Below are 20,110 nucleotides of genomic sequence, written 5' to 3' on the forward strand. Positions count from 1 at the left end.
TGATGACCGCCAAGATCAGCCTCCGCAGCGTCACCAAGCAGTTCGCGGTCCGCCCAGCCAGGGGCTCCAAGGCCAGCGCAAAAGAACCCACCACGCTGACCGCCCTTGATTCCCTGAGCTTGGACGTGCGCGACGGCGAATTCCTCACCCTGGTGGGGCCAAGTGGTTCCGGCAAGACCACCTTGCTGGACCTCCTGGCCGGCCTGTCCACGCCCACCTCCGGCGAGGTATTGGTGGACGGCCGGCCGGTGACGGGACCCGGGAAGGACCGTGCCGTGGTTTTCCAGCAATACGCGTTGTTTCCCTGGCGAACGGCGTCGGCCAACGTGTCGATCGGGCTCGAAGGCAATGGCCCGGACGGACGCACGCTGAATCGTCGGGAGCGCGCCGCCAAGGCAAGCGAATACCTCAAGCTGGTTGGCTTGGCCGGTTTCGAGGACCGCTTCCCGCATGAGTTATCTGGCGGCATGAAACAGCGCGTGGCGATTGCCCGGAGCCTCGCCTACGAGCCCGATGTGCTCCTCATGGACGAACCCTTCGCCGCGTTGGACGCCCAGACCCGCGAGCAGCTCCAGGACGAGCTCCTGCGGATCTGGCGGGCCACGGGCAAGACGATCGTCTTCATCACCCACGGCATCGACGAGGCCGTTTACTTGGGGCAGCGCGTCGCCGTCCTCAGCGCCCGTCCCGGACGGCTCAAGGAAATCGTGGACGTAGACATTCCGGATCGCGACGGCGGGGACGACATCCGCTCGCATCCCGCCTACGTCGAGCAACGGCACAAGGTCTGGACCTTGTTGCACGACGAGGTCCGCCTGGCCCAGGACGCCGGCCACCGCAAGATCCTGCCGGACGGCACCGCCCCGGATGAAGTCACGGGAACAACACTCGAAAGGAGCGCAGCCTGATGGCCGCAACACTCGCGCAACAACCCGCGGCGAGCGCCGCACCTAAGGAAGCAACCGTCGTCGGGCACTCCATCGCCGCGGAGACGGAGCGTCGAAGCACGACGGCGGTGCTCGCCTTTCTGCGGGCCGCGGCCGCCCGTGCCGGTTCCGGCGTGTGGAAGGCCGCAGGAATCCTTGCGTTCCTGGCACTCTGGGAACTCGGGCCGACGTATCTGGCAAGCCCGTCCACCCGGGTCTTCCTGCCGCCCTTGCACGAGGTCCTGGCAGCGTGGGTCAAGTTGTTCGAATCCGGAACCATCCAGGGGCACCTGGCCGCGAGCCTCACGCGCTCCGTGACGGGATTCGGCGCGGCCCTCGCGGCCGGGGTGTCACTCGGCTTGCTGATCGCCTGGTACCGACGGCTCAATTCGGTGCTCAACCCCCTGCTGGAACTCTTCCGGAACACGGCCGCGCTTGCCCTGCTGCCTGTCTTCACGCTGCTGCTGGGAATCGGCGAGGAGTCCAAGATCAGCATCGTGGCGTACGCGGCGTTCTTCCCTGTGCTGCTGAACACGATTGCGGGCGTGAAGACTGTGGATCCGCTGCTCATCCGGGCCGCGAAGTCGCTCGGCCTGTCGAGCCTCGCGCTGTTCCGCAAGGTGATCCTGCCCTCGGCGGTGCCCACCATTTTTACGGGTATCCGGATGGCCGGCACAGCCTCCATTTTGGTGTTGATCGCCGCCGAAATGGTGGGGGCAAAGGCCGGACTCGGCTACTTGATCGTGAATGCCCAGAGCAGTTTCCTCATTCCGGACATGTACGCCGGGATCCTCACGGTGTCCCTTTTGGGCCTGGCCGTGAATTTCCTCCTCGTCGCCCTGGAACGGCACTTCTCCCGTTGGCGGACCGCCGTCGGGTCCGGTTCTTGACCGTCAATCCACCCATCCAGTAACAGCCAGAAAAGGAACAAAAAAGATGTCCGTCATTACCGAAACCAAACTGGAATTCGCCAAACTCGGGTCCCGCATCGGCGCCGAAATCCGCGGCTTCGACCTCAGCGGCGATCTCTCCCCGGAAACCGTGGGGCAGATCCGGGCCGCACTCAACGAGCACAAGGCCCTCGTCTTCAGAGAGGCCAACATTCTCAGCGACGTGGCCCAGGTGAAATTTGCCAGCCACTTCGGCCCGCTCACCACTGCACACCCGACTGTGGCCTCCGTGGAGGGCGAAGAGAACGTGCTCCCCGTGGACAGCGAGAACGGTTCCGCCAACAACTGGCACACCGACGTCACGTTCGTGGTCAACCCGCCCCAGGCATCCACCCTGCGCAGCATCGATCTTCCGTCGTATGGGGGCGAAACCCTGATTGCGTCATCGGCGGGAGCGTACGCGGATCTGCCGGATGAGCTCCGCGACTTCGCAGACACACTCTGGGCGATCCACACCAACGACTACGACTACTCCGTGCCGAAGAACCTGGAACATGAGAATGCCGATGAGCGCCGCAAAGAATTCACCCGCATCAAGTTCGAAACCGCCCACCCCGTGGTACGTGTCCATCCCCTGACCGGCGAGCGCGGATTGTTCATTGGGGGCTTCGCGCAGCGCCTGCGGATCGTGGGGCTTTCCAACACGGAGTCGAAGGACATCATCCGGTTGCTGCAGGCCTACGTCACCCGCCCGGAGAACGTGGTGCGCGTGAACTGGGAGCCGAACCAGCTGGTGCTCTTCGACAACCGCATCACGCAGCACTACGCCCCGGACAACTACGACGGCCAGCCCCGCAAGCTCAACCGCGTGACCATTGCCGGCGACATCCCAGTGGGCTTGGAAGGCAAGCCGAGCCAGTCGATCCAGGGGGATTCGTCCGCCTATTCCCCGACGGTTCCCACGCCACGCAACTAGTCCGTCGCGGTAGAACTAGTGCCCGGGCCTCTCAGGTCCGGGCACTGCGTCTGCTGGAGTTTCTTGTACGTCCCGGCAAGCGGCTCAGGAATACCACTGCCACTCAGGGGGCGCCCAGCCCGACGGAACCTGATGGTTGTCCCGGGTACCGCATCTGGCACAGCTGTAGCTTGCCGACGGCGGCCGCAGGCCGCTGCCATCGACCGCATAGACCGCTGGCACATACTCATGGAATGTCAAAGGAAACCCTGGGCCGCACCGCCCGCAAGCCGGTACCCTGGGCAGCGCCACGGGAACACAGGGACGATGAGCGACCAATCGATGTCCAGCACGAGCAAGCGTCATGTTTCTCCCTCACGTCTTCATCAGTCGGGAATCGGCGTCGGCCGGATCCCGCGTTCAAGTTCACGCCTGAACGCCCACATTCGTTCGTATGAACCCAATGGGGCAGCCAGCGGGTAGTGGCTCAAACCTTATGTCAGGATTCCCTGAAGGGCTATGGGCAGGACAGAAGAGAGGGTTCGCAATCAGTTATTACGAACGCTCTGCCTGTTGCCTGCATCACATCTTCCGTTTAGTCTTTGTTCCGGGCCGCAGCGTCGCGGCTCCAGATCGGAAGAGGACTCATGACCGAAAAGATCCGGCTTCTCGTAAGAATGAACATCGACGGTGCCCAAGTTCGCATCACAGCCCATGGGCATCTAACCACCCGGAGCATCCACGCCCTTTATGTCGTCGTGAGGAGGGCCAACGCCCTCATGCATGGACTGGCCCTTGAAATCGACGTCACCGGCGCCAACGTCGACGCCGCCGCCATGGAAGCACTGCGCCGCTGCTCCCAATCCCGCCGCCTTCCGGCCCTGATCGATCCTCAGCAGTCAGATGTCAACATCGGTGTCCGGTCATCCGCTGACGCTGTGATTGCCGCCTGACCGCCCACCGGAGCCGCTGGGATTCCTCAGAGCCTTTTCGCGTCCGGTCACCCGGGCTTGGACGTCAAAACCAACGATCCACCAATCATCAGAGTCCAAGCCAACAACCTCGTATGGGGAACTTGTGGCCAACGGTCTGATGCTCGTCGGCGGCAGCCGTGTCTTTCCAGTCTCCGTAGGTAGCGTGTGCGGTCTTCAGGGTTTCAGTCATGCGGAAGAGCTATTCAGAGACGTCAGTCTGATTTGCCGCCCACACGGACATCGACAACGTTGGACGTGCCATGCGTTACCTCTTGTCGTTGACCCCGGGAGACAGCAGCGGGCCGCCAGCTGGATCAACTATCGGGAAAATGTTCAGTCCGATGGAACTGGTTCAGATGTGTTGAAAAATCTCAACTCAAATGAACATCTAACACCACAATCTGAGCCGCCTGTCGGATCCGAGAGGGCCCCCGCTTTAGCCCCAGACGCCTGTTGGTAGGCCGGTTCAGAGTGCCGTTTGCTCGGAATCTAGGGGTTTCTGCGCTCAATAACAAGTGATGAATAGTTGTCGTTTGCCTTTGACTCAGGTGAGTTAAAGGTCAGTCGGTTGCATTGGTTGAGAGTGCCGTCGTGGAGCGGATTCAGTCACTGGACCAGACAGCCGAGCCCTGGCCACCAGGCGGGCGACCCCCGGGACCCCGCAAGCCCGGCGCCAACTTCCTTCTGCCCGTGATACCCAGCGATGCCGCTATTCTCTCTCATCGCGCGACTGGACCAGACGTCCCGTTACCGGCGAAAAAAGTGCCGGAGTTGCGTTGGATGGGAGAACTCCCATTTAACGAAGAATCCGACGTTTCCGCAGAGCAAGACGTGTCGTGCGTTTGAAGCCATTAGGCCGCGCTGACTGGTGCCGCGGAGCGCGATCATTTTCTGCACGGTCTTCTGCTTGAAGTCCTAGGATGCCGATGTGAAAGCGGGTGGTGAGGCGTAGGAATGGCCGACCCGGGTTTGGGCGAACGCGCTCAGCCCGGCGACCAATACGACCATAAGGGCCGTCAGATGCCGCGGGAGCCTAACGTGGCACAAGTCACATCAACCAAACATGAGGTCGAAACAATGAAGTTACGAACCGCTCCAACGGCCGTTTTCGCGGCCTTGTTGATGATAGGCACCACCTGCTCAAGTTGCACTACAAGTCCCGGACCGCCGCCCGTGGAGGCAAAATCAACCGCGGAGACGAAATCAACCACCCCGCCGGGGTATGTCGATATTGACTGCAGCGATCCCAAATTCAAGGACCCCAACTCAAAAGATCCGCTCGCTGAGCAATGTGCGCGCCAAAAATCCATCACCTCCAAGGGTGCGCAAGTGCACTACACGAAGAAGTTCGATCTGAGTGGGCTGCCCGATTTCGTACCAGACGGTGACATCTCGGGTACGATCCGCCAAGCGGGGCAGAATTATCTCGCCGACAGTCCGGTCATGAAGCGGTGGGAGGATGCCTTCCAAAAATTCCACCCCGGTGTGACATTCCAGGACAACATGAAGAGCACGCTGTTGGGGATTCCTTCCTTGTATCTGGGCCAAGCTGACATGGCAGCCCTGGGAAGGCCGATCGTCTTCGACGAGCTCAATGGCTACCAGCGTGCATTCAACAGTGCCCCCCTCGAGATCGTCAATGCGACCGGTTCCCTTGACGTGGACGGATGGAACGCCGCGCTCGGCGTGTACGTCAACGACAAGAACCCGATCAAACAGTTAAACTTCGATCAGCTGGACGGGATCTTCGGAGCGGAGCGCGCTGGCGGCTTCAATGGGCTCAAATGGGACCCTACCGCAGCACGAGGACCCGAAAAGAACATCCGCACCTGGGGGCAATTGGGGCTCACCGGAGAGTGGGCAGACAAACCGATCCATGTTTACGGCTACGTCAATGAGTTCAAGTTTCCGGACTGGTTTTCCAAGACAGTCCTGCACGGCAGTTCCAAGCGCAACGAGCAAATGACGGAGTTCACCAACCAAACCAATCCGGACGGCACCTTAAAGCTGGTCAACGACCAGATCATGGACACGTTGACCAACGATCCATACGGCATCACCTACATAACGGTCGACAACAAGCAGAAACGCCCCGAAACGAAGGTGTTGCCGCTCTCGGAGAAACCCGAAGGACCATACGTTGCGCCCACCCTGGAGACCGTGCAGGACCGGACCTACCCGTTCGCCGAGAACACCTACTACTACCTCATCAAAGAACCAGGCAAGCCGCTGGACGCGAAGGCAAAAGAGTTTATGCGATTCATCCTTAGCCGCCAGGGACAGGAGATCATCATGAACGATGGCAAGTACCTTCCCCTGACGCCGCAGCTTGCCAAAGCACAATTGGACAAGCTGAACCAGCCCTGAGCCGAAGTTACGCGGACTGAGATGCCGGAATCCCCGCGTTGGCGGGGATTCCGGCGCGTTCTCGGAGTATCCCTAGGCCCCCGATTGGACGGACAGCGGGCCGAGTTCGTCCTTCCGGGGTGGATTTGCTCCTTGCCGGGAGCAGGTGATCGCTGCGGCACGGTTGGCGTAGGCGGCTAAGGCGTGCAATTCATCGAGCGTCAAGCTCTTCAGTCGTGTTCTGCGTCCCGCCCCGAGTGCATCCAACTGCGCGAGGCCTGAGAGGAGCCCTGCCATGAAGGAGTCGCCTGCGCCCACGGTGTCGGCCACGACGATGGCATCGGACGCCATTTCCACCCGTGCGTTGCGGGACAGGACCACTGGGCCAGAGGCTCCGCGGGTCAGGGCGACGACCGCCGGGCCAACACGTTTGGAGCCCATTCGGGTGAGTTAAAGGTGAATCCGGCCCATGAAAATGCAAGAGACAGGTAACCGCGTGACCAAAGCCGCAGGTCAGGGCCACATTGAAACCGCTGTTGAATTTGAACCGAAGAACGCAGCCGGCCACAGCCCTCACCGCTCGCCCTTTTGGTCACTAAATCTGCAGGTCAGGGCCCGTATTGTTGGATCCGGACCTAGGAAACCGACAGGAACACGGCGTCCCCGGCCGCAAGTCATCGAAAGTAAAACCGCAGGTCAAAGCTAAACTAAGAGCCCCCTGTCGGATTCGAACCGACGACCCCCGCTTAAGCCCCAGCCGCTTGCCGGCAGGCCGGTCGAGTGCTGTTTTGCCCGGAATCTAGAATCTAGGGGTTTCTGCGCTCAACGACGAGTGATGAATTGTTGTCCTTTGCCGTTGATTCAGGTGAGTTAAAGGTGAGTCGGTTGCAATTGGTGTCCGCCTGTCTGTCATTCCGTCCGACACCCGGGACAAACCAACGCTTCTTCCCCTGTCTAGGAGGACATCAGAGGTCCCCTTGGTCTTTCATGGCCGGACTTGTTCGGTAGCGCATGATTTGGGCTATCCCTCGGGAGTTCCAGAGAAGGCTGGCAGGACGAGGACACCATGTCATTGGTCATCAAGTCAACCGAACCGGTCCGTGACTCCAAAGGTCCTCACGCCCGGCCCGCAAGCTCTCCCGCCTTCACGCTGAAACACAGCTTCACCGACGCCTCGTCGAAATACGCGACTGTGAAATGGCCGGCCCCACGACGGTCGTGGGCTTCGACACCCGCGAACGGGCCGCCGTCGAAGGCGCCCGACTCGCACTCGAAGGCGCTCCGGCGCACGCCGTGCGCAGTAGGTTCCCGGGCGAGGACGCTAATGGACTCCTAGCGTCATGCCGCGTTGCCACAACCCAGCCGTGAACAGCCAGAAGAACCTTCGCTGTTTGCCATTCTGATGCTCGATGATCGCTGGGCGGGTCCTCCGCGCAACCAGGGCCCCACGCGCCGGTCCCACTCCAAAAGTTCGTTCGGCGCTCCTAATTCTCGCTTATTTCCTCGCGAACTTTTGAGCTTGGCTTGACGAGGCGATCGCCCCTCTGACGGGCGTTTTGTAAAAGCGCCGCATTGAGATCGAAACCGGCACTGCTTCAGCAGACCGGGATCGCAATGGATCAGAACCGGCTTAATGCGGCCTCCGTCATAGTCCAAATGTCACAGAATGGTAACGAAAGATTCTAGGCGATGTTCCGGCGTCGTCATTGCTCTACACCGTAGTAGGCACTAGGGCTTGAGCCGGATGACGCTTGCCGGTTCGCGCGGCGCGCCGGGGCGGATAGCTGTCAAATCGGGGGGAACGGAGTTGATATGGCTTCGATTCCCGTTACGTTTGGAATAGATGGTTGAACAACTTGCAGAAACCCAGACAAGTCCGAGGCTCGAAGCAGAATTCCACCAACCAACCCCGAATGACGGGCAGTCCCTGTGGCGCATGGCCAGGGATTCGAAGGTCCTCGACCTGAACTCGTCCTACTCCTACCTGCTGTGGTGCCGTGACTTCGCCGCGACGTCGATCATGGCCACGGTAGACGGCGAACCGGCCGGTTTCATCACCGGTTACATGCGCCCCAGTGAGCCCGGCACCTTGATGGTGTGGCAGGTGGCCGTGGACGAGGCGTTCCGCGGCAGGAAACTGGCGGCCTCGATGCTTGACCGCCTGGCGATACAGGTGGCCGCCAGCCGTGTTGAAACGACAATTACCGCCGATAACGAAGCCTCGATCCGGCTGTTCGCCGGATTCGCCACACGGCGTAAAACGGCGTTGGAACGCCGGCCACTCTTCACCCGGGACCTGTACCCGGACGGGCATGACACCGAGTTTCTCTACCGGATCGGTCCGCTGGACTGATCCGACGCAATAGATGAAGGAAGCCTTTCCATGACAGACATTTTCGAAACACTTGAATCAGAGGTCCGAAGTTACAGCCGCGGCTGGCCTGCCGTTTTCGAGCGCGCCAACGGCAGCTCACTGACCAGCGAGGACGGGCGAACCTATTTGGATTTCTTCTCCGGCGCTGGCGCACTGAACTACGGCCACAACAACCCTGCCCTCCTGCAGCCGCTCCTCGAATACTTGGTCAGCGGCGCCGTGGTGCATTCGCTGGATATGAAGACTCCGGCCAAACGGAAGTTCCTGCAGACGTTCCAGGACGTCATCCTCAAACCGCGGAATCTCGACTACAAAGTCATGTTCCCCGGACCGACCGGCACTAACTCCGTGGAAGCGGCGCTGAAACTTGCCCGCAAGGTCACCGGCCGCCAGCACATCCTCAGCTTCACCAATGCGTTTCACGGAATGACCCTGGGGTCACTGTCGGTCACCGGTAATTCGATGAAGCGCAAGGGCGCCGGCATCCCGCTGACCAACAGCTCCAAGATCCCCTATGACGATTACTTCGACGGCGAGACGGCCGACTTCCTCTGGCTTGAGCGCGTGCTTGAGGACAGCGGTTCCGGCGTTGACAAGCCGGCCGCTGTGATCGTGGAGACCGTCCAGGGCGAGGGCGGCCTGAACGCAGCCCGGGCGGAGTGGCTGCGCGGACTGTCCGAACTGTGCAAGAGGTACGGGATCCTGCTGATCGTCGACGACGTGCAGGCGGGCTGCGGCCGCACCGGAACCTTCTTCAGCTTCGAAGAGGCCGGCATCACTCCGGACATCGTCTGCCTGTCCAAGTCCATTTCCGGCTTCGGACTCCCGCTGGCACTGACCCTGTTCCGTCTGGAATTGGACATCTGGAGCCCGGGCGAGCACAACGGCACTTTCCGCGGCCACAACCCCGCGTTCGTCACCGGCACAGCCGCACTGGAGACCTATTGGAGCGATGGCGCCTTCCAGAAGCAGGTAGGTGCGCGGATCGTCCAGCTGCACGAAGGACTGGAGCGCATCGCCGCGTCGGTCGAGGGCGCCAGCGTCCGCGGCCGCGGGCTGTTGTCCGGGGTCATCTTCCCGGACCCGGAAACGGCCGGGAAGCTTGCCGCCGAAGCCTACGAGCGCGGTCTCCTGGTGGAGACTTCCGGCCCGGAGAGCGAAGTAGTCAAACTGATGCCCGCCCTGACCATCAGTGCTGAGGACCTGGACCGTGGCCTCGACATCCTGATGGAAGCGACCCGCGCAGTCGCTGGTGTCCCTGAATTCGCCGGAGCGCTCTGAACCGCCCCGGACAGCAGTAAACAAACCGAGCAGATTGAGGATCACCCATGATTGTCACCAACCTGACCGATCTGAATGATACGGACCGCGACGTGAAGTCCGAGACCTGGCGCAGCCGCCGTATGATCCTGGCCGGAGAGGGCGTGGGGTTTTCCTTCCACGACACTGTCATCTTCGCCGGCACAAGCTCCACGTTCCACTACGCCAACCACGTGGAGGCCGTGTACTGCGTGCAGGGCGAGGGGACACTGACCAACGAGGTCACCGGGGACGTCCACGATCTTCGGGACGGCACCATGTACCTTCTGGACGGCAATGAAAAGCACACTGTTCAGGCCGAATCTGAGCTGCGGATGGCATGCGTGTTCAATCCGCCGGTCACTGGACGTGAGGTCCACGACGAAAACGGGGTATACCCACTCGTCGAAGCAGCGCCGACCCGCTGACTCCGGTAGGAAAACTGCAAGGTGGACCGAGGTCGACAGTTGCTCGGATCTGACTTTTACATTCATCAGAGCCGTGTGAACTTCAAGCCCGGATCCGAGCGCAAGGACTTGGCACTCCGGACAAAGATACGCTGACGGACTTCACCGACCGCTACGGAATCGATGCCACGTGGGGAAGGCAGGCGGCGCGGTGATGTTCGACTGCAACGGCCCGGAGTTCATCGGCGCCCGGGGCTCCACGCCTGCCAGCTGAACATGAGAAAGCCCTGGGGCTGATGGCGGAGGAATGGCAGACCATCGGCATGGGGCGGCTGTGGGAGCGGCCCCCCTGCAGTGTCTGCCGGGACCTTCGACACCACCACCGCCTCCGGGAAACTCGTCTTCGGAATCTTCGCCGCCCTGGCCGAGTTCGAACGGGCTTGATCTGCGAGCGCACCATCGCCGGCCTCGCCGCCGCCCTCGCCCGCGGACGCAAAGGCGGACGCGTTCAAAATGAGCCCGGCGAAACTCCGCCTCGCCATGGCCTCCATGGGCAAGCCTGAAACCAAGATCGGCGAGCTCTGCATCGAACTTGGCATCACCCGCCAAACCCTCTACCGGCACGTCTCACCCACTGGGGAACTACGTCCCGACGGCGAAAAGCTCATGTCCCGGTGAGGACCGTCATCCGCGGCGCTATCGTGGGTGGCGTGCCCGGAAAGGAATCCCCTCTGGTGGTTGATGGCACTGGTCCTTTGCACCTATGCAGTGTCACTCATATTTCTGGGGCGAGCATTTCCGCGGGCCGGTCGATTCCTCACACAAACCGCGGACCAAGCATCCGCTGCCAAGGACACGTAGTGCAAGGCGATACTGTTCCAATTCCAATGAACGGAGCGGTCACCACAACAGCTCGGGTCATACCCGGGTCGGACCGGTTGAGGTCCGGCTTACGGGACATCCTCCCCCGCGAGGGACTCCCTGCCGTATTTACCCGAAACTATCCGGTAATCGAAATATGTCAGTGCGGTGCGATCAGCGGCGGACGGTTTTGACGGTTCCAGGAGGACCTCGGCTTGGTTGGGAATGGAGTTGTTCGGTTGACCGCCACGATAGCAAACACTGCGACTTGGCCAATCGAACCAGACGATGTCCCGGCGCTCGGCACGCCGCCACGGCTTCACGGAGCCAAGGGCGCACCGATTCGCTCCCGGTGAGGGATCCTTGAACGGAACGTCAAAACCGCCAAACCGAACTGTGAAAAAGCCGCCATTCCGAACCAACAGTCACAGCCCACCCCAGTCTGACAAGAGCGCTGGCACTTGCCTGACGTCAGTTTGGGGTATGCCCCAACCCGACGATCCAAGACGTTCCCCTAAGGCCGGTGACGTCACGCCATCCCCGGATGTTACGGTCGCCGCATTTCGCCGACACAGCAGGCTTTTTCGGACTTCGTATTGGGCCCGGCCCAGCGATCATCCACACTGGCTACAGATCCGCAGGAACAAATGCTTCCGTCGATCCAGCCCGCCGGACACTACGGCCGGCCACCGCCCATCACAGAATGCCGGGCACCCCTCTGGAACCACCGCTTTCCGCCCCCGGGTGCGCCCGACCCCGGAAACCTGTGCCCACCAAGAGCCCCGGCATACCCCGCCGAGAAAGAGACCACGGTGATTAAGCGCCACGCCGACGTCGTCCTGGAAATCACCGCCGCGACCCGGACACCATCGAAAACGACCTGAACACCGCCGTCGAAATGGCCCGCACACGAGCCATGCAGGAATGCCGCCACGGCATCCTCGTTACCCAGCACGGATACACCAGCTACACCGTCGAGGTGAGCCGCGACGTCCCCTTCGGGCAGACACACGATCGGCGTGAACAAGCGGCGAACTCGCAGACCGAGACCGGCTCGCCGAACCAGCTCTCCCCCGCTGGGTGCCCGGTCGGTCATCCTCATCACCAGGGGCCCGGCACGACGAGAACCGGTCTGGTCTGGGTGCGCGGCAGGGACGCAGCAACTGATCCGTCCGTTTGAGAGTCCGGTGTTATGCGCGCACGTTGGTTAAGGCCTCTCCATAGTCCCCCAAGGTACGGAGGGGCCATCCCAAAACAGAAACCCCCGCCGGTCATTGTGAACTGGCGGGGGTTTCTGTCGTGGTTCCTGTCCCAATTGTTGGTCGCTACCGAACCCGGGGGTTGAGTAGTATCTGCGTCGCTAGTAACGCTAAGCGGCGAAAGCCCTTGTCGTTCTGGGGATTCTGGGTATCGCCGGGCCGGGGGTCGGGGACCAATGCGCGGGAAGTAGCGCTAAAGCACCTTGGGAGAGTCGGGTCATGCCCCGTGGAATGCTTTGATCCCCGACCCCCGTTACCTACACAGCAGCCTCGACGAGCTTCTTCTCGCTTGAACGAGCGCTGCGCTTACCATTGGCAGCCGGTGCGGCGCCGGCTTGGCTTTCCACGGACTCGGCGGCAATGTAGAGACCCTCACGGTTCAGGTGGCGCGAGTAAGAGGAATCCAGGTACAGAGTCGGGAACGCATCCACCGAGTTCATCTCGGTGGCCTTAGCCAGAAGTGCCGGATACAGATGTGCCTTCACCGGACCTGCCCCGCCGCCGAAGACATACGCGACCTCTGTGGTCGCACCAACGACGGCCAGAACGCGGCCGAACCGCTCGGCAACTTCCTTGGCAAAGAACCGCATCTCTTCATCCACGAACTGAGCGACCTTGTCGTAGAAGTTACGCTTCAACGGCGACGCTCCGGCCTGCAAGTACTCGGCCAACTGCTTGCGGGAAGTGAAGCCAGGCGAGAAACTCTGGTCCTCCATCGCCTTCAGCGCGTCAGTAAGAACCGAACCGTAACCTCGGTTGTGCGTGGTCGAGGCGTCGGTGTTGAACTCTCCGGCGGTGAACACCGGAAAATTGACTGTCCCTTCGCCGATATCAATGCCGACAGTGTGCTGGGCTGCAAGCACGTCACCAGAAGTGATACCCACCAGTGACAGGCCCCGGCGGCGGACATCGGCGAGCATAGCGTCCATCAACGGCTCACCCTTGGCGGTGATCGCATACTGAGCCGACGCACCCTCGGGGATCACCTGTACATCCACGAATTTAAGCTTCACGGTGACCGGGGTCTCGAAGTTATGCACGGTAACCGTATGCGTGCCGCTCATGAACTCGGCTGCATAGCTAGTGCGGTGTGAGAGGTACTCGTTGATCGGCAGCGCAAGTGCTACCCGAGCCTCCACACTTAAGGTTTCGATAGCCGGCGGCAATCCACCGTGCTGACGCACGTAGTCACGCAGGGCCTTGGCTGCGAAAGCACCCATGACCAGAACCTTGCTCAGCTCCTGCTGCGCCTTGCTGCGACGGCCGACCACGTCGAACTCATCAAAGGCGCCTTGGGCGCTCAGGGCACGCATGCCGAAGAGCCTGCGGTGATAGTTGCTTACCAGAGGGGAGACGAAGCTGACGTCCAGTTCATTATAGAAATTGCCTTCCAACTTCGCTGGGGCTTCACTGTCAGGGGTCGGCACAGAGTTCGGGCGCGTGATCGTTGACACGCCGCTTGGTAGGTCGATCTCGTCGACGTTGGTTGTACTTGATGCACCGGCGCCTCGGATGAGGCCCTTGACGTAGCCGTTGCCAACGTCGATGCCACCGGTGAGATTGATCGAAATGGTCATGAATGTGATCCCTTCGGGGAAAGTGTTTGGTGTGGTTACTGAGGTGCCATACAAGAGAAAGTGCTGGGAGTTGTTACGGGAGTTAGCGCAGCATCGAGAAAATGTCGTTGACTTCAAGCTGTCCGACAGAAGGCTGCTCCGGTTCAGGAGTGGTCGAGGAGGAAGCGTGGATGTCGTCCTGTTTTGGTGCAGGCTTCTGAACCAGTGCCGGGGCTTCCAGTGCGATACGCAGGATCTCGGGTTCGGTGTTTGTCTCCTGGTTGAGATCCAGATCCGTGGACGCAGCAGGTCTCGCCACGTGCTGAACCAACGCAACGGGAGCCGCAGCCGTTTCTGCATTCCGCTCTGCCTCTGTTGATTCCTCTTCAGGACCAACAGGACGCCCGCGCGTGGGAAGCTGCGCAACTGGTCGGTTGAAGACATCGACGTAGCCAAGGCGCTCGATGCTCTCACGGATCAGCATCCGGACAGACAGTGATGGGTTGTCCTGCAAATTCATCCACGTCAACACAGCCTCATCGGCTGCGGGGACGCTCACGCGGAAACGGTGCGGCTGCGGCTTCACAGTTGTTACAGCAGAAGTTTTTGCCGTTTTCACAGCAGCGGCCTTCGCCTTTGGAGCTGCCACCTTGCTCTGAAGATTGGCCATGGACCCTCCCCTCTCTCTCTGATTAACAAAAGTTCATGATGAGACTCAGACCAAACCCCTCGCTCGCGTAGCTCTCAACCCACGTATGACCCGTCTCCGGTCAGTTCTGGTCAGGAACAACCCAACCTTAGCCCGCAATTTATCGGAAACTTTGGAGCAACTTACGCGCCACTACAACTAATCCCTGCGCCTCGGCGCAGCGGTTTCTCTTTTGTTGGTATCTGCCACTACAACTAAGGTTGTCCACATGAGCGCAGAACGAAGAGCCAGCCGCCACGCCCAAGAATTCCGTTGGCACCAGGTCAACCTCCAGTTACCCGAGACCGAAGCTGCTCTTCGTGACCTCAAGACCCTCAGCGAGGCGGTTGACCAGCTCCTCATCGAAGCTGTCATTCGAGCCCACGACGAAGGAATGAGCTCGGCAAGCATCTCTGGGGCGCTCGGATTCACCAAACAGGTCACGGCGGAGCGACCCTCCCCCGAAATCCTGAGCCCTTCACCAGCACGACCTTCGGGTCGCCGTGGCATTCATTTTGAGCCAATGACCTAACTAAGAAATAAGCCCCATCCGGGTCATCCGGGTGGGGCTTATTTTTTCAGTCGGAGGCAGGCCGTAGTAGCCTGCTTTGGCGCGTGCCCGTTGGCCTTCTTTTGGTACTTCGTTCATCTAAATTCCTCCGTCAGACAAGCTGTCCGACACGGCGGGCAGGTCGACAGGCTGCGCCGAAGCGAAGGCGAGAGTGTCCAACCCGGCCAATGTGGATGTGCTCGCCGCAACCCGAGCGTCGGACAGGGCGACAGGCTGCGTCCGGCCGACGTCGAGGGTGTCCGACACAGCGTGCGTCGCCGCAAGCCGCGGCCGCCACCACCCCGCACCCGGCATGGCCGGCAGGCAGGCAACCAGTCATGCCAACCAACCCCACAATTTAGACGTGACGGCCTCCTGCGGTGAACCGGTCGTTCGTGGGGTCATCAGTTTCCGCGTCCCCCACTACATCGGATTGGTCATTCTGATCGTCATGGCTCCCATAGGCCTTGCACGATCGGGGACATTACGACAAAACATGAGCGTGGAGGAAAAACCCGGCGCTAGGGATCCCGGACCACAGCCGGGATCGAGGCAACACAACGAAAGGATCTGATCATGAGCAAGAAAATCCGTTTCGTAGGACTCGGACCATCGGACTCCCCATGGCAGTGAACTTGAACAAGGCCGGCTTCGAGGTGATCGGTTATGACCCCTTCGAGGGATCCCGCGAGAAGCCCAAGACCGCGGGAATCATGATCGCCGAGACCTTGAAGGACGTAGCCGAACAGGCCGACGACGCGATCGTGTCAATGGTCCGCGACTACGCCCAGAACGTCGACGTCATCCTGGGTGAGGGCGGCCTCCTGCCAAGATCAACATACCCGCAGGTCAGAGTCAAACTAAGAGCCCCCTGTCGGATTCGAACCGACGACCCCCGCTTTAGGCCCAGGCGCCTTTGTACGCCTTGAATCCCTGGGTTTTCGCCCGGATTCTCAGGGTTTTTGGAGGCACCGATGGGTGATGAATTGTCATTGGTTATTGCCGATTAAGGTGAGTTAAAGGTGAGTCGGTTGCAATTGCCGGGGCCTCGCTCGGCCAGGTCGCCGCTTGTGGAGCTCGTCCCCGACTTGGACATTCTCATGCTCGCCCACAGGAGCACAGTAAAAGCCCAACAGCTCTGCTGCTTTCCCGCACAGATGTGGCGTCGTGTTGGGCCCCTACCGCTGACCACGGGCAGCCGTAGTCATCGCTGTTTGTCATTCTGATCGTCGATTATCGCTGGGCCGGCCCTCCGCGCAACCAGGGCGCTTCGCGCTGGCCTCAATCCAAAACTTCGTTCGGCGCTCCGCTTCTTTCCTCGCGAACTTTCGGATCGTTCCGGTTCCGCAAGTTGCACTCCGGCCCCTCATGCCCAGCGGGGGCGCCTCTATCAGAACGACGCCGGAACCTAACGCTCACTGCCGACGCCGCCTCGGAAAGAGAAGGACCATGGAAACGCTCATGCCCAAAACCGCTGCCGATGTCCTCAGTTTCATCGGCCACACCCCCGGTTTCTGGCGGCAGATAAGCCTCGTGTGCATCACCCTGGACACCAACCACATCGGCGTGACGGGATCATAACGCCGAGACAAACACGGCGAGTACGGGTCCGTCCTGGACCTGGACCCCGGACAAGACGGACCCGTGCACCTCGAACTCGCATTCGACGCGCCACAGTCCGAGCTGCCGCCTCACCCGACGGGACGCAATGGACCCACTCGGAGAAACCCTGGATATCAGCTTCCTCACCGACGACCATGCCGGACTCCTTCGCTTCACAAGAGCCTTCGCCGGCATCGTCGCAAGCGATCTCGCCGAGCACCGCTGGAGCGCCGACTTCGAGCACGTCACCTTTACGAGCTGAACCGTGGCCGATGCCGGGGACTCGTAGCCGTGGCTTCCGTCGCAGTGCAGGAAGAGCATTAGCGTCGTTTGAAGATCTCGGTTCATGGCCTGAATGAGCCCGCAAACGAGCGGACGGCGACGTGGATTTGAGCGCCCGGCGGGGCCGTGGACGGCCAGACTAGGCGACGGCGTGCCGGCGTCTTCGAAGGGCCTGCAGGCGCGTCTGCAACTCTTCGGCGGTAGGCGGGTTGGCGCCTGGGCGGCTCACTGTGATTGCGGCGGCCATCGACGCGGTCTGCCCAATGGCTTCGAGCCCGGGCGGCGTAAACGCCTCGTCGCCCCGGGTCCGCAGTTCAAAGATGAGAGCGGCCATGTAGGCGTCGCCGGCCCCGATCGTGTCGGCAACCTCGGTCTTCACGGATGGGATGCTGAACCGGGCACTGGGTGTGGCCAGCAGGGCACCCTCTGCGCCCTTGGTGATGACTGCCAGGCGCGCGCCCTGTTCCAGCAGATGGGAGAGGACGTCGTCCGGGGAGGATGCGGGGTACAGCCAGTGTGCATCTTCGTCGCTGAGTTTCACGACGTCCGTGAGCGGGAGCAGGTCCTCGAAGACTGACTGTGCCTCCGAGTGGCTGCCGAGGAGAGCGGGGCGGATGTTGGGGTCGTAGGTGACCAGGCATGATTGGTGGCATTGCTCGAGGAGGGTGCGGACTGTGGCGGCTCCTGGTGCGAGAAACGTGGCGATGGAGCCCGTGTGGAGAACTTTCGGGATCACGGCAGGCGCCACGTTCGGCAGCTGCCATGCGATGTCGAACTCGTAGCTGGCTGAGCCATCTGCGGCCAAGGTGGCAGTGGCGGTTGCTGTCCGTTCAAGGGAAATGGATCCGGGAAGAAGCCGGACGCCCGCGCTTTGGAGGTGGTTGGTGATGGCGGTGCCGTGTTCGTCGTCGCCGATCGCCGTGAGCAGCCCGGTCGGGATGCCGAGCCGGCCGAGGCCATAGGCGACATTTGCCGGGGACCCGCCTGGATAGCTGATGGACCCTCCGGGGCCGTTGACGATATCGATCAGGGCTTCGCCGATGACGATGACGTCCATCTGGTCGTGAGTGGCGGCCGGTTGGATCTTGTGCATCGGGGTTCTTTCTTCGGATTGCCGTTGGTAGGTAGCCCCGGGATGGATCCGTCCGCGGACCTGTTGGCAGGTCCGCAGACGGAGAAGGGGCTCCGAGGGAGCGGGAAGCGCCGATCGGCCTGTCAGGCCTTTGCGGCGCCCGTCATGATGGCGACCGCGTCGGTCATGTTGTGGGACTCAGGGGTGATTGTGGCGGCGCATTTCCCGAGGCGTTGGATGTGGATCCGGTCTGCCACATCGAAAACGTGCGGCATGTTGTGGCTGATCAGGATGACCGGCAGGCCACGGTCGCGCAGGTCCCTGACGAGCTGCAGCACCTGGTTTGATTCGCGGACACCGAGGGCCGCGGTCGGTTCGTCCAGGACGACGACCTTGGAGCCGAAGGCAGCAGCCCGGGCAACCGCGACTGCTTGCCGTTGTCCGCCGGAGAGGTTTTCGACGGCCACGGTGACGTCCTGCAGGGTGGAGATCCCGAGGCGTGTCAGCTCTTCCTTCGCCCGTTTGCGCATGCCGTTGGTATCCAGGACGCGGAAGAGTTTCCCGAAGATGTTCGGGAGGCGTTCTTCCCGGCCAAGGTAGAGGTTGGAGGCCACGTCCAAGGCGGGGGACACTGCCAGGTTCTGGTAGACGGTTTCGATGCCGTGGGCGCGTGCGTCCTGCGGGCGTTTGAAATGGACTCGCTCACCGGAGAGAAAGATTTCGCCTTCGTCCGGGATTTCCGCTCCTGTAAGGCACTTGATCAGGGTCGATTTTCCCGCACCGTTATCGCCGATGATTGCCAGCACTTCCCCGGGGTAGAGGTCCAGGCTGACCCCGTCCAGGCCCACGACCCGGCCGAAGGTCTTCACGAGGTTCCTGGCTTGAAGGATCGGCGTCCTGTTCGGATCCTGGGGCGGGACTGACGGGACTGAGGCTTCTGTGACGGTCATGACTTCACCTTTCGGATCCACTGGTCCACGGACACGGCGACGATGACGAGGATGCCCACGGCTAGGGTCTGGTACAGGACGTCGAGGCCGGCCAGGGACAGGCCGTTGCGGAAGACGCCGACGATGAGGGCACCGAGCAGTGATCCCCAGATGGAGCCGCGCCCGCCGAAGAGGCTGGTACCACCGATCACGACGGCGGTGATGGAGTCGAGGTTGAGGTCCACCCCGGCATTCGGGCTGGCCGCGTTCGTCCGGCCGATCTGGATCCAGGCACCTACCGCCAGCACAGCGCCGGCTGCCAGGTAGACGCTCATCAGCACACGGCTGACGGGAATGCCGGCCAGCCGGGCGGCTTCTTTGTCATCGCCCACGGCGTAGACGTGGCGCCCCCAGGCCGTCTTGCCCAGGATGAAGGCCACGACGCCGTAGAGCAGGAGCATCATCACCACACCCGTGGAGATGCGGACCCCGCCGATGGGGAAGGTCGTACCGGTCCAGGTGAGCAGGTCCGGCATTTTGGATCCGCGCACGGTGGCTCCGTTGGAATAGAGCAGGGTCAGCGCGATGAAGATGTTCAAGGTTCCCAGGGTGACGATGAACGGTGGGAGCTTGAGCCGGGTGACCAGGAGGCCGTTCAGGGCGCCGGCGACCAGGCTCGTGGCGAGCCCGGCAAGGAGGGCAAGGATGGCCGGGATACCGTTGTTGACGGCGGTCTGGGCAACCACCATGGAGGCCAGGACCATGACGGCACCCACCGACAGGTCGATGCCTGCGGTCAGAATGATGAGGGTCTGGGCGATCGCCAGGGTACCGATGACGGCGACCTGCTGCGTGATCAGGGACAGGTTCTCTGGGCGGAGGAACCGGTCGTTGAGGATCCCGAAGATGATGACGGCCACGAGCAGCACGATGGCCGGGCTCAGGGCCGGGTAGCGGTGGAGAACATTCCGGATCCGGCTCAACGGTGTGCTTCGGTCAAGGAATTCTTCGGCAAGGTCCGCGTGGGCCGGCGGCGGTCCCGCGGTTTGTTGCTGGGTCACATTAGCTCCTGCATTAAGCATTGAGGGGTGTATCGGCGGCCGGTCCCGGGACCAGGAGCCCCGGAACCGGCACGGGTTT

At 61.6% G+C, this 20,110-nt stretch carries 20 protein-coding genes; 14 read left to right on the top strand and 6 right to left on the bottom strand.

The features are described from left to right. Nucleotides 1-2: 2 nt before the first annotated feature. From AC3ANQ_RS18880 to AC3ANQ_RS18900, 5 genes are all read left to right on the top strand, one after another. A complete protein-coding gene (locus tag AC3ANQ_RS18880; protein ID WP_488302448.1) occupies nucleotides 3-908 on the top strand; it encodes an ABC transporter ATP-binding protein in 906 nt (301 codons plus the stop codon). Continuing rightward, complete coding sequence (locus AC3ANQ_RS18885) at nucleotides 908-1,816, top strand: ABC transporter permease (RefSeq protein ID WP_488302449.1); 909 nt, start codon at nucleotides 908-910, stop codon at nucleotides 1,814-1,816. The genes AC3ANQ_RS18880 and AC3ANQ_RS18885 overlap by 1 nt, the downstream gene beginning before the upstream one ends. 46 nt (nucleotides 1,817-1,862) lie before the next feature. Further along, the gene (locus tag AC3ANQ_RS18890; protein WP_488302450.1) at nucleotides 1,863-2,792 is read left to right on the top strand and encodes a TauD/TfdA dioxygenase family protein; all 930 of its coding nucleotides are present in this window, start codon (nucleotides 1,863-1,865) and stop codon (nucleotides 2,790-2,792) included. 626 nt (nucleotides 2,793-3,418) lie between these two features. Then, nucleotides 3,419-3,724 carry a hypothetical protein gene (locus AC3ANQ_RS18895; RefSeq protein WP_488302451.1) on the top strand — a complete coding sequence of 102 codons (306 nt, stop codon included), beginning with the start codon at nucleotides 3,419-3,421 and terminating at the stop codon, nucleotides 3,722-3,724. A 1,194-nt stretch (nucleotides 3,725-4,918) separates the two neighbouring features. Then, nucleotides 4,919-6,112: a PstS family phosphate ABC transporter substrate-binding protein gene (locus AC3ANQ_RS18900; protein WP_488302452.1), complete on the top strand. Its 1,194-nt coding sequence runs from the start codon at nucleotides 4,919-4,921 to the stop codon at nucleotides 6,110-6,112. Nucleotides 6,113-6,184: 72 nt separating this feature from the next. On the opposite strand, the gene AC3ANQ_RS18905 is transcribed toward AC3ANQ_RS18900, so the two are convergent. After that, complete coding sequence (locus tag AC3ANQ_RS18905) at nucleotides 6,185-6,532, bottom strand: PfkB family carbohydrate kinase (RefSeq protein WP_488302453.1); 348 nt, start codon at nucleotides 6,530-6,532, stop codon at nucleotides 6,185-6,187. Between the two features lie 1,402 nt (nucleotides 6,533-7,934). Between AC3ANQ_RS18905 and ectA the strand changes: the two genes are divergently transcribed. The 5 genes from ectA (at nucleotide 7,935) to AC3ANQ_RS18930 (ending at nucleotide 12,212) form a co-directional block, all read left to right on the top strand. Continuing rightward, nucleotides 7,935-8,444 (top strand): diaminobutyrate acetyltransferase, encoded by a 510-nt coding sequence (ectA, locus tag AC3ANQ_RS18910; RefSeq protein WP_488302454.1) that lies wholly within the window; start codon nucleotides 7,935-7,937, stop codon nucleotides 8,442-8,444. 30 nt (nucleotides 8,445-8,474) lie between these two features. Beyond that, nucleotides 8,475-9,746, top strand: coding sequence for a diaminobutyrate--2-oxoglutarate transaminase (gene ectB, locus AC3ANQ_RS18915; protein WP_488302455.1), 1,272 nt, complete (start codon nucleotides 8,475-8,477; stop codon nucleotides 9,744-9,746). A 47-nt stretch (nucleotides 9,747-9,793) separates the two neighbouring features. Next, complete coding sequence (locus AC3ANQ_RS18920) at nucleotides 9,794-10,192, top strand: ectoine synthase (protein ID WP_488302456.1); 399 nt, start codon at nucleotides 9,794-9,796, stop codon at nucleotides 10,190-10,192. A 492-nt stretch (nucleotides 10,193-10,684) separates the two neighbouring features. Beyond that, a complete protein-coding gene (locus tag AC3ANQ_RS18925; RefSeq protein WP_488302457.1) occupies nucleotides 10,685-10,849 on the top strand; it encodes a hypothetical protein in 165 nt (54 codons plus the stop codon). Nucleotides 10,850-11,930: 1,081 nt separating this feature from the next. Then, nucleotides 11,931-12,212: a hypothetical protein gene (locus AC3ANQ_RS18930; protein ID WP_488302458.1), complete on the top strand. Its 282-nt coding sequence runs from the start codon at nucleotides 11,931-11,933 to the stop codon at nucleotides 12,210-12,212. A 336-nt stretch (nucleotides 12,213-12,548) separates the two neighbouring features. Here the strand turns inward: AC3ANQ_RS18930 and AC3ANQ_RS18935 are convergent, their stop codons facing one another. Both AC3ANQ_RS18935 and AC3ANQ_RS18940 read right to left on the bottom strand, forming a co-directional pair. Next, on the bottom strand, nucleotides 12,549-13,868 hold the full coding sequence (locus AC3ANQ_RS18935; RefSeq protein WP_488302459.1) for a ParM/StbA family protein: 1,320 nt from the start codon (nucleotides 13,866-13,868) through the stop codon (nucleotides 12,549-12,551). A gap of 82 nt (nucleotides 13,869-13,950) precedes the next feature. Then, complete coding sequence (locus tag AC3ANQ_RS18940) at nucleotides 13,951-14,406, bottom strand: hypothetical protein (protein ID WP_488302460.1); 456 nt, start codon at nucleotides 14,404-14,406, stop codon at nucleotides 13,951-13,953. A 358-nt stretch (nucleotides 14,407-14,764) separates the two neighbouring features. On the opposite strand from AC3ANQ_RS18940, the gene AC3ANQ_RS18945 reads away from it, so the two are divergent. From AC3ANQ_RS18945 to AC3ANQ_RS18960, 4 genes are all read left to right on the top strand, one after another. Beyond that, entirely contained in the window at nucleotides 14,765-15,067 is a 303-nt protein-coding gene (locus tag AC3ANQ_RS18945) for a hypothetical protein (RefSeq protein ID WP_488302461.1), read from the top strand. 641 nt (nucleotides 15,068-15,708) lie between these two features. Then, a complete protein-coding gene (locus AC3ANQ_RS18950; RefSeq protein ID WP_488302462.1) occupies nucleotides 15,709-16,014 on the top strand; it encodes an NAD(P)-binding domain-containing protein in 306 nt (101 codons plus the stop codon). Nucleotides 16,015-16,534: 520 nt separating this feature from the next. Then, on the top strand, nucleotides 16,535-16,666 hold the full coding sequence (locus tag AC3ANQ_RS18955) for a hypothetical protein (protein WP_488302463.1): 132 nt from the start codon (nucleotides 16,535-16,537) through the stop codon (nucleotides 16,664-16,666). A 127-nt stretch (nucleotides 16,667-16,793) separates the two neighbouring features. Further along, nucleotides 16,794-16,949 carry a beta-xylosidase family glycoside hydrolase gene (locus AC3ANQ_RS18960; RefSeq protein ID WP_488302464.1) on the top strand — a complete coding sequence of 52 codons (156 nt, stop codon included), beginning with the start codon at nucleotides 16,794-16,796 and terminating at the stop codon, nucleotides 16,947-16,949. Between the two features lie 159 nt (nucleotides 16,950-17,108). On the opposite strand, the gene AC3ANQ_RS18965 is transcribed toward AC3ANQ_RS18960, so the two are convergent. The 3 genes from AC3ANQ_RS18965 to AC3ANQ_RS18975 form a co-directional block, all read right to left on the bottom strand. Then, nucleotides 17,109-18,062 carry a carbohydrate kinase family protein gene (locus AC3ANQ_RS18965; protein ID WP_488302465.1) on the bottom strand — a complete coding sequence of 318 codons (954 nt, stop codon included), beginning with the start codon at nucleotides 18,060-18,062 and terminating at the stop codon, nucleotides 17,109-17,111. A gap of 122 nt (nucleotides 18,063-18,184) precedes the next feature. Further along, the gene (locus tag AC3ANQ_RS18970) at nucleotides 18,185-18,991 is read right to left on the bottom strand and encodes an ATP-binding cassette domain-containing protein (protein ID WP_488302466.1); all 807 of its coding nucleotides are present in this window, start codon (nucleotides 18,989-18,991) and stop codon (nucleotides 18,185-18,187) included. After that, nucleotides 18,988-20,031: an ABC transporter permease gene (locus AC3ANQ_RS18975; RefSeq protein ID WP_488302467.1), complete on the bottom strand. Its 1,044-nt coding sequence runs from the start codon at nucleotides 20,029-20,031 to the stop codon at nucleotides 18,988-18,990. Before AC3ANQ_RS18975 ends, AC3ANQ_RS18970 begins: the two co-directional genes overlap by 4 nt. Nucleotides 20,032-20,110 lie beyond the last annotated feature (79 nt).

Source organism: Arthrobacter sp. DMZ02-1R, assembly GCF_057747935.1.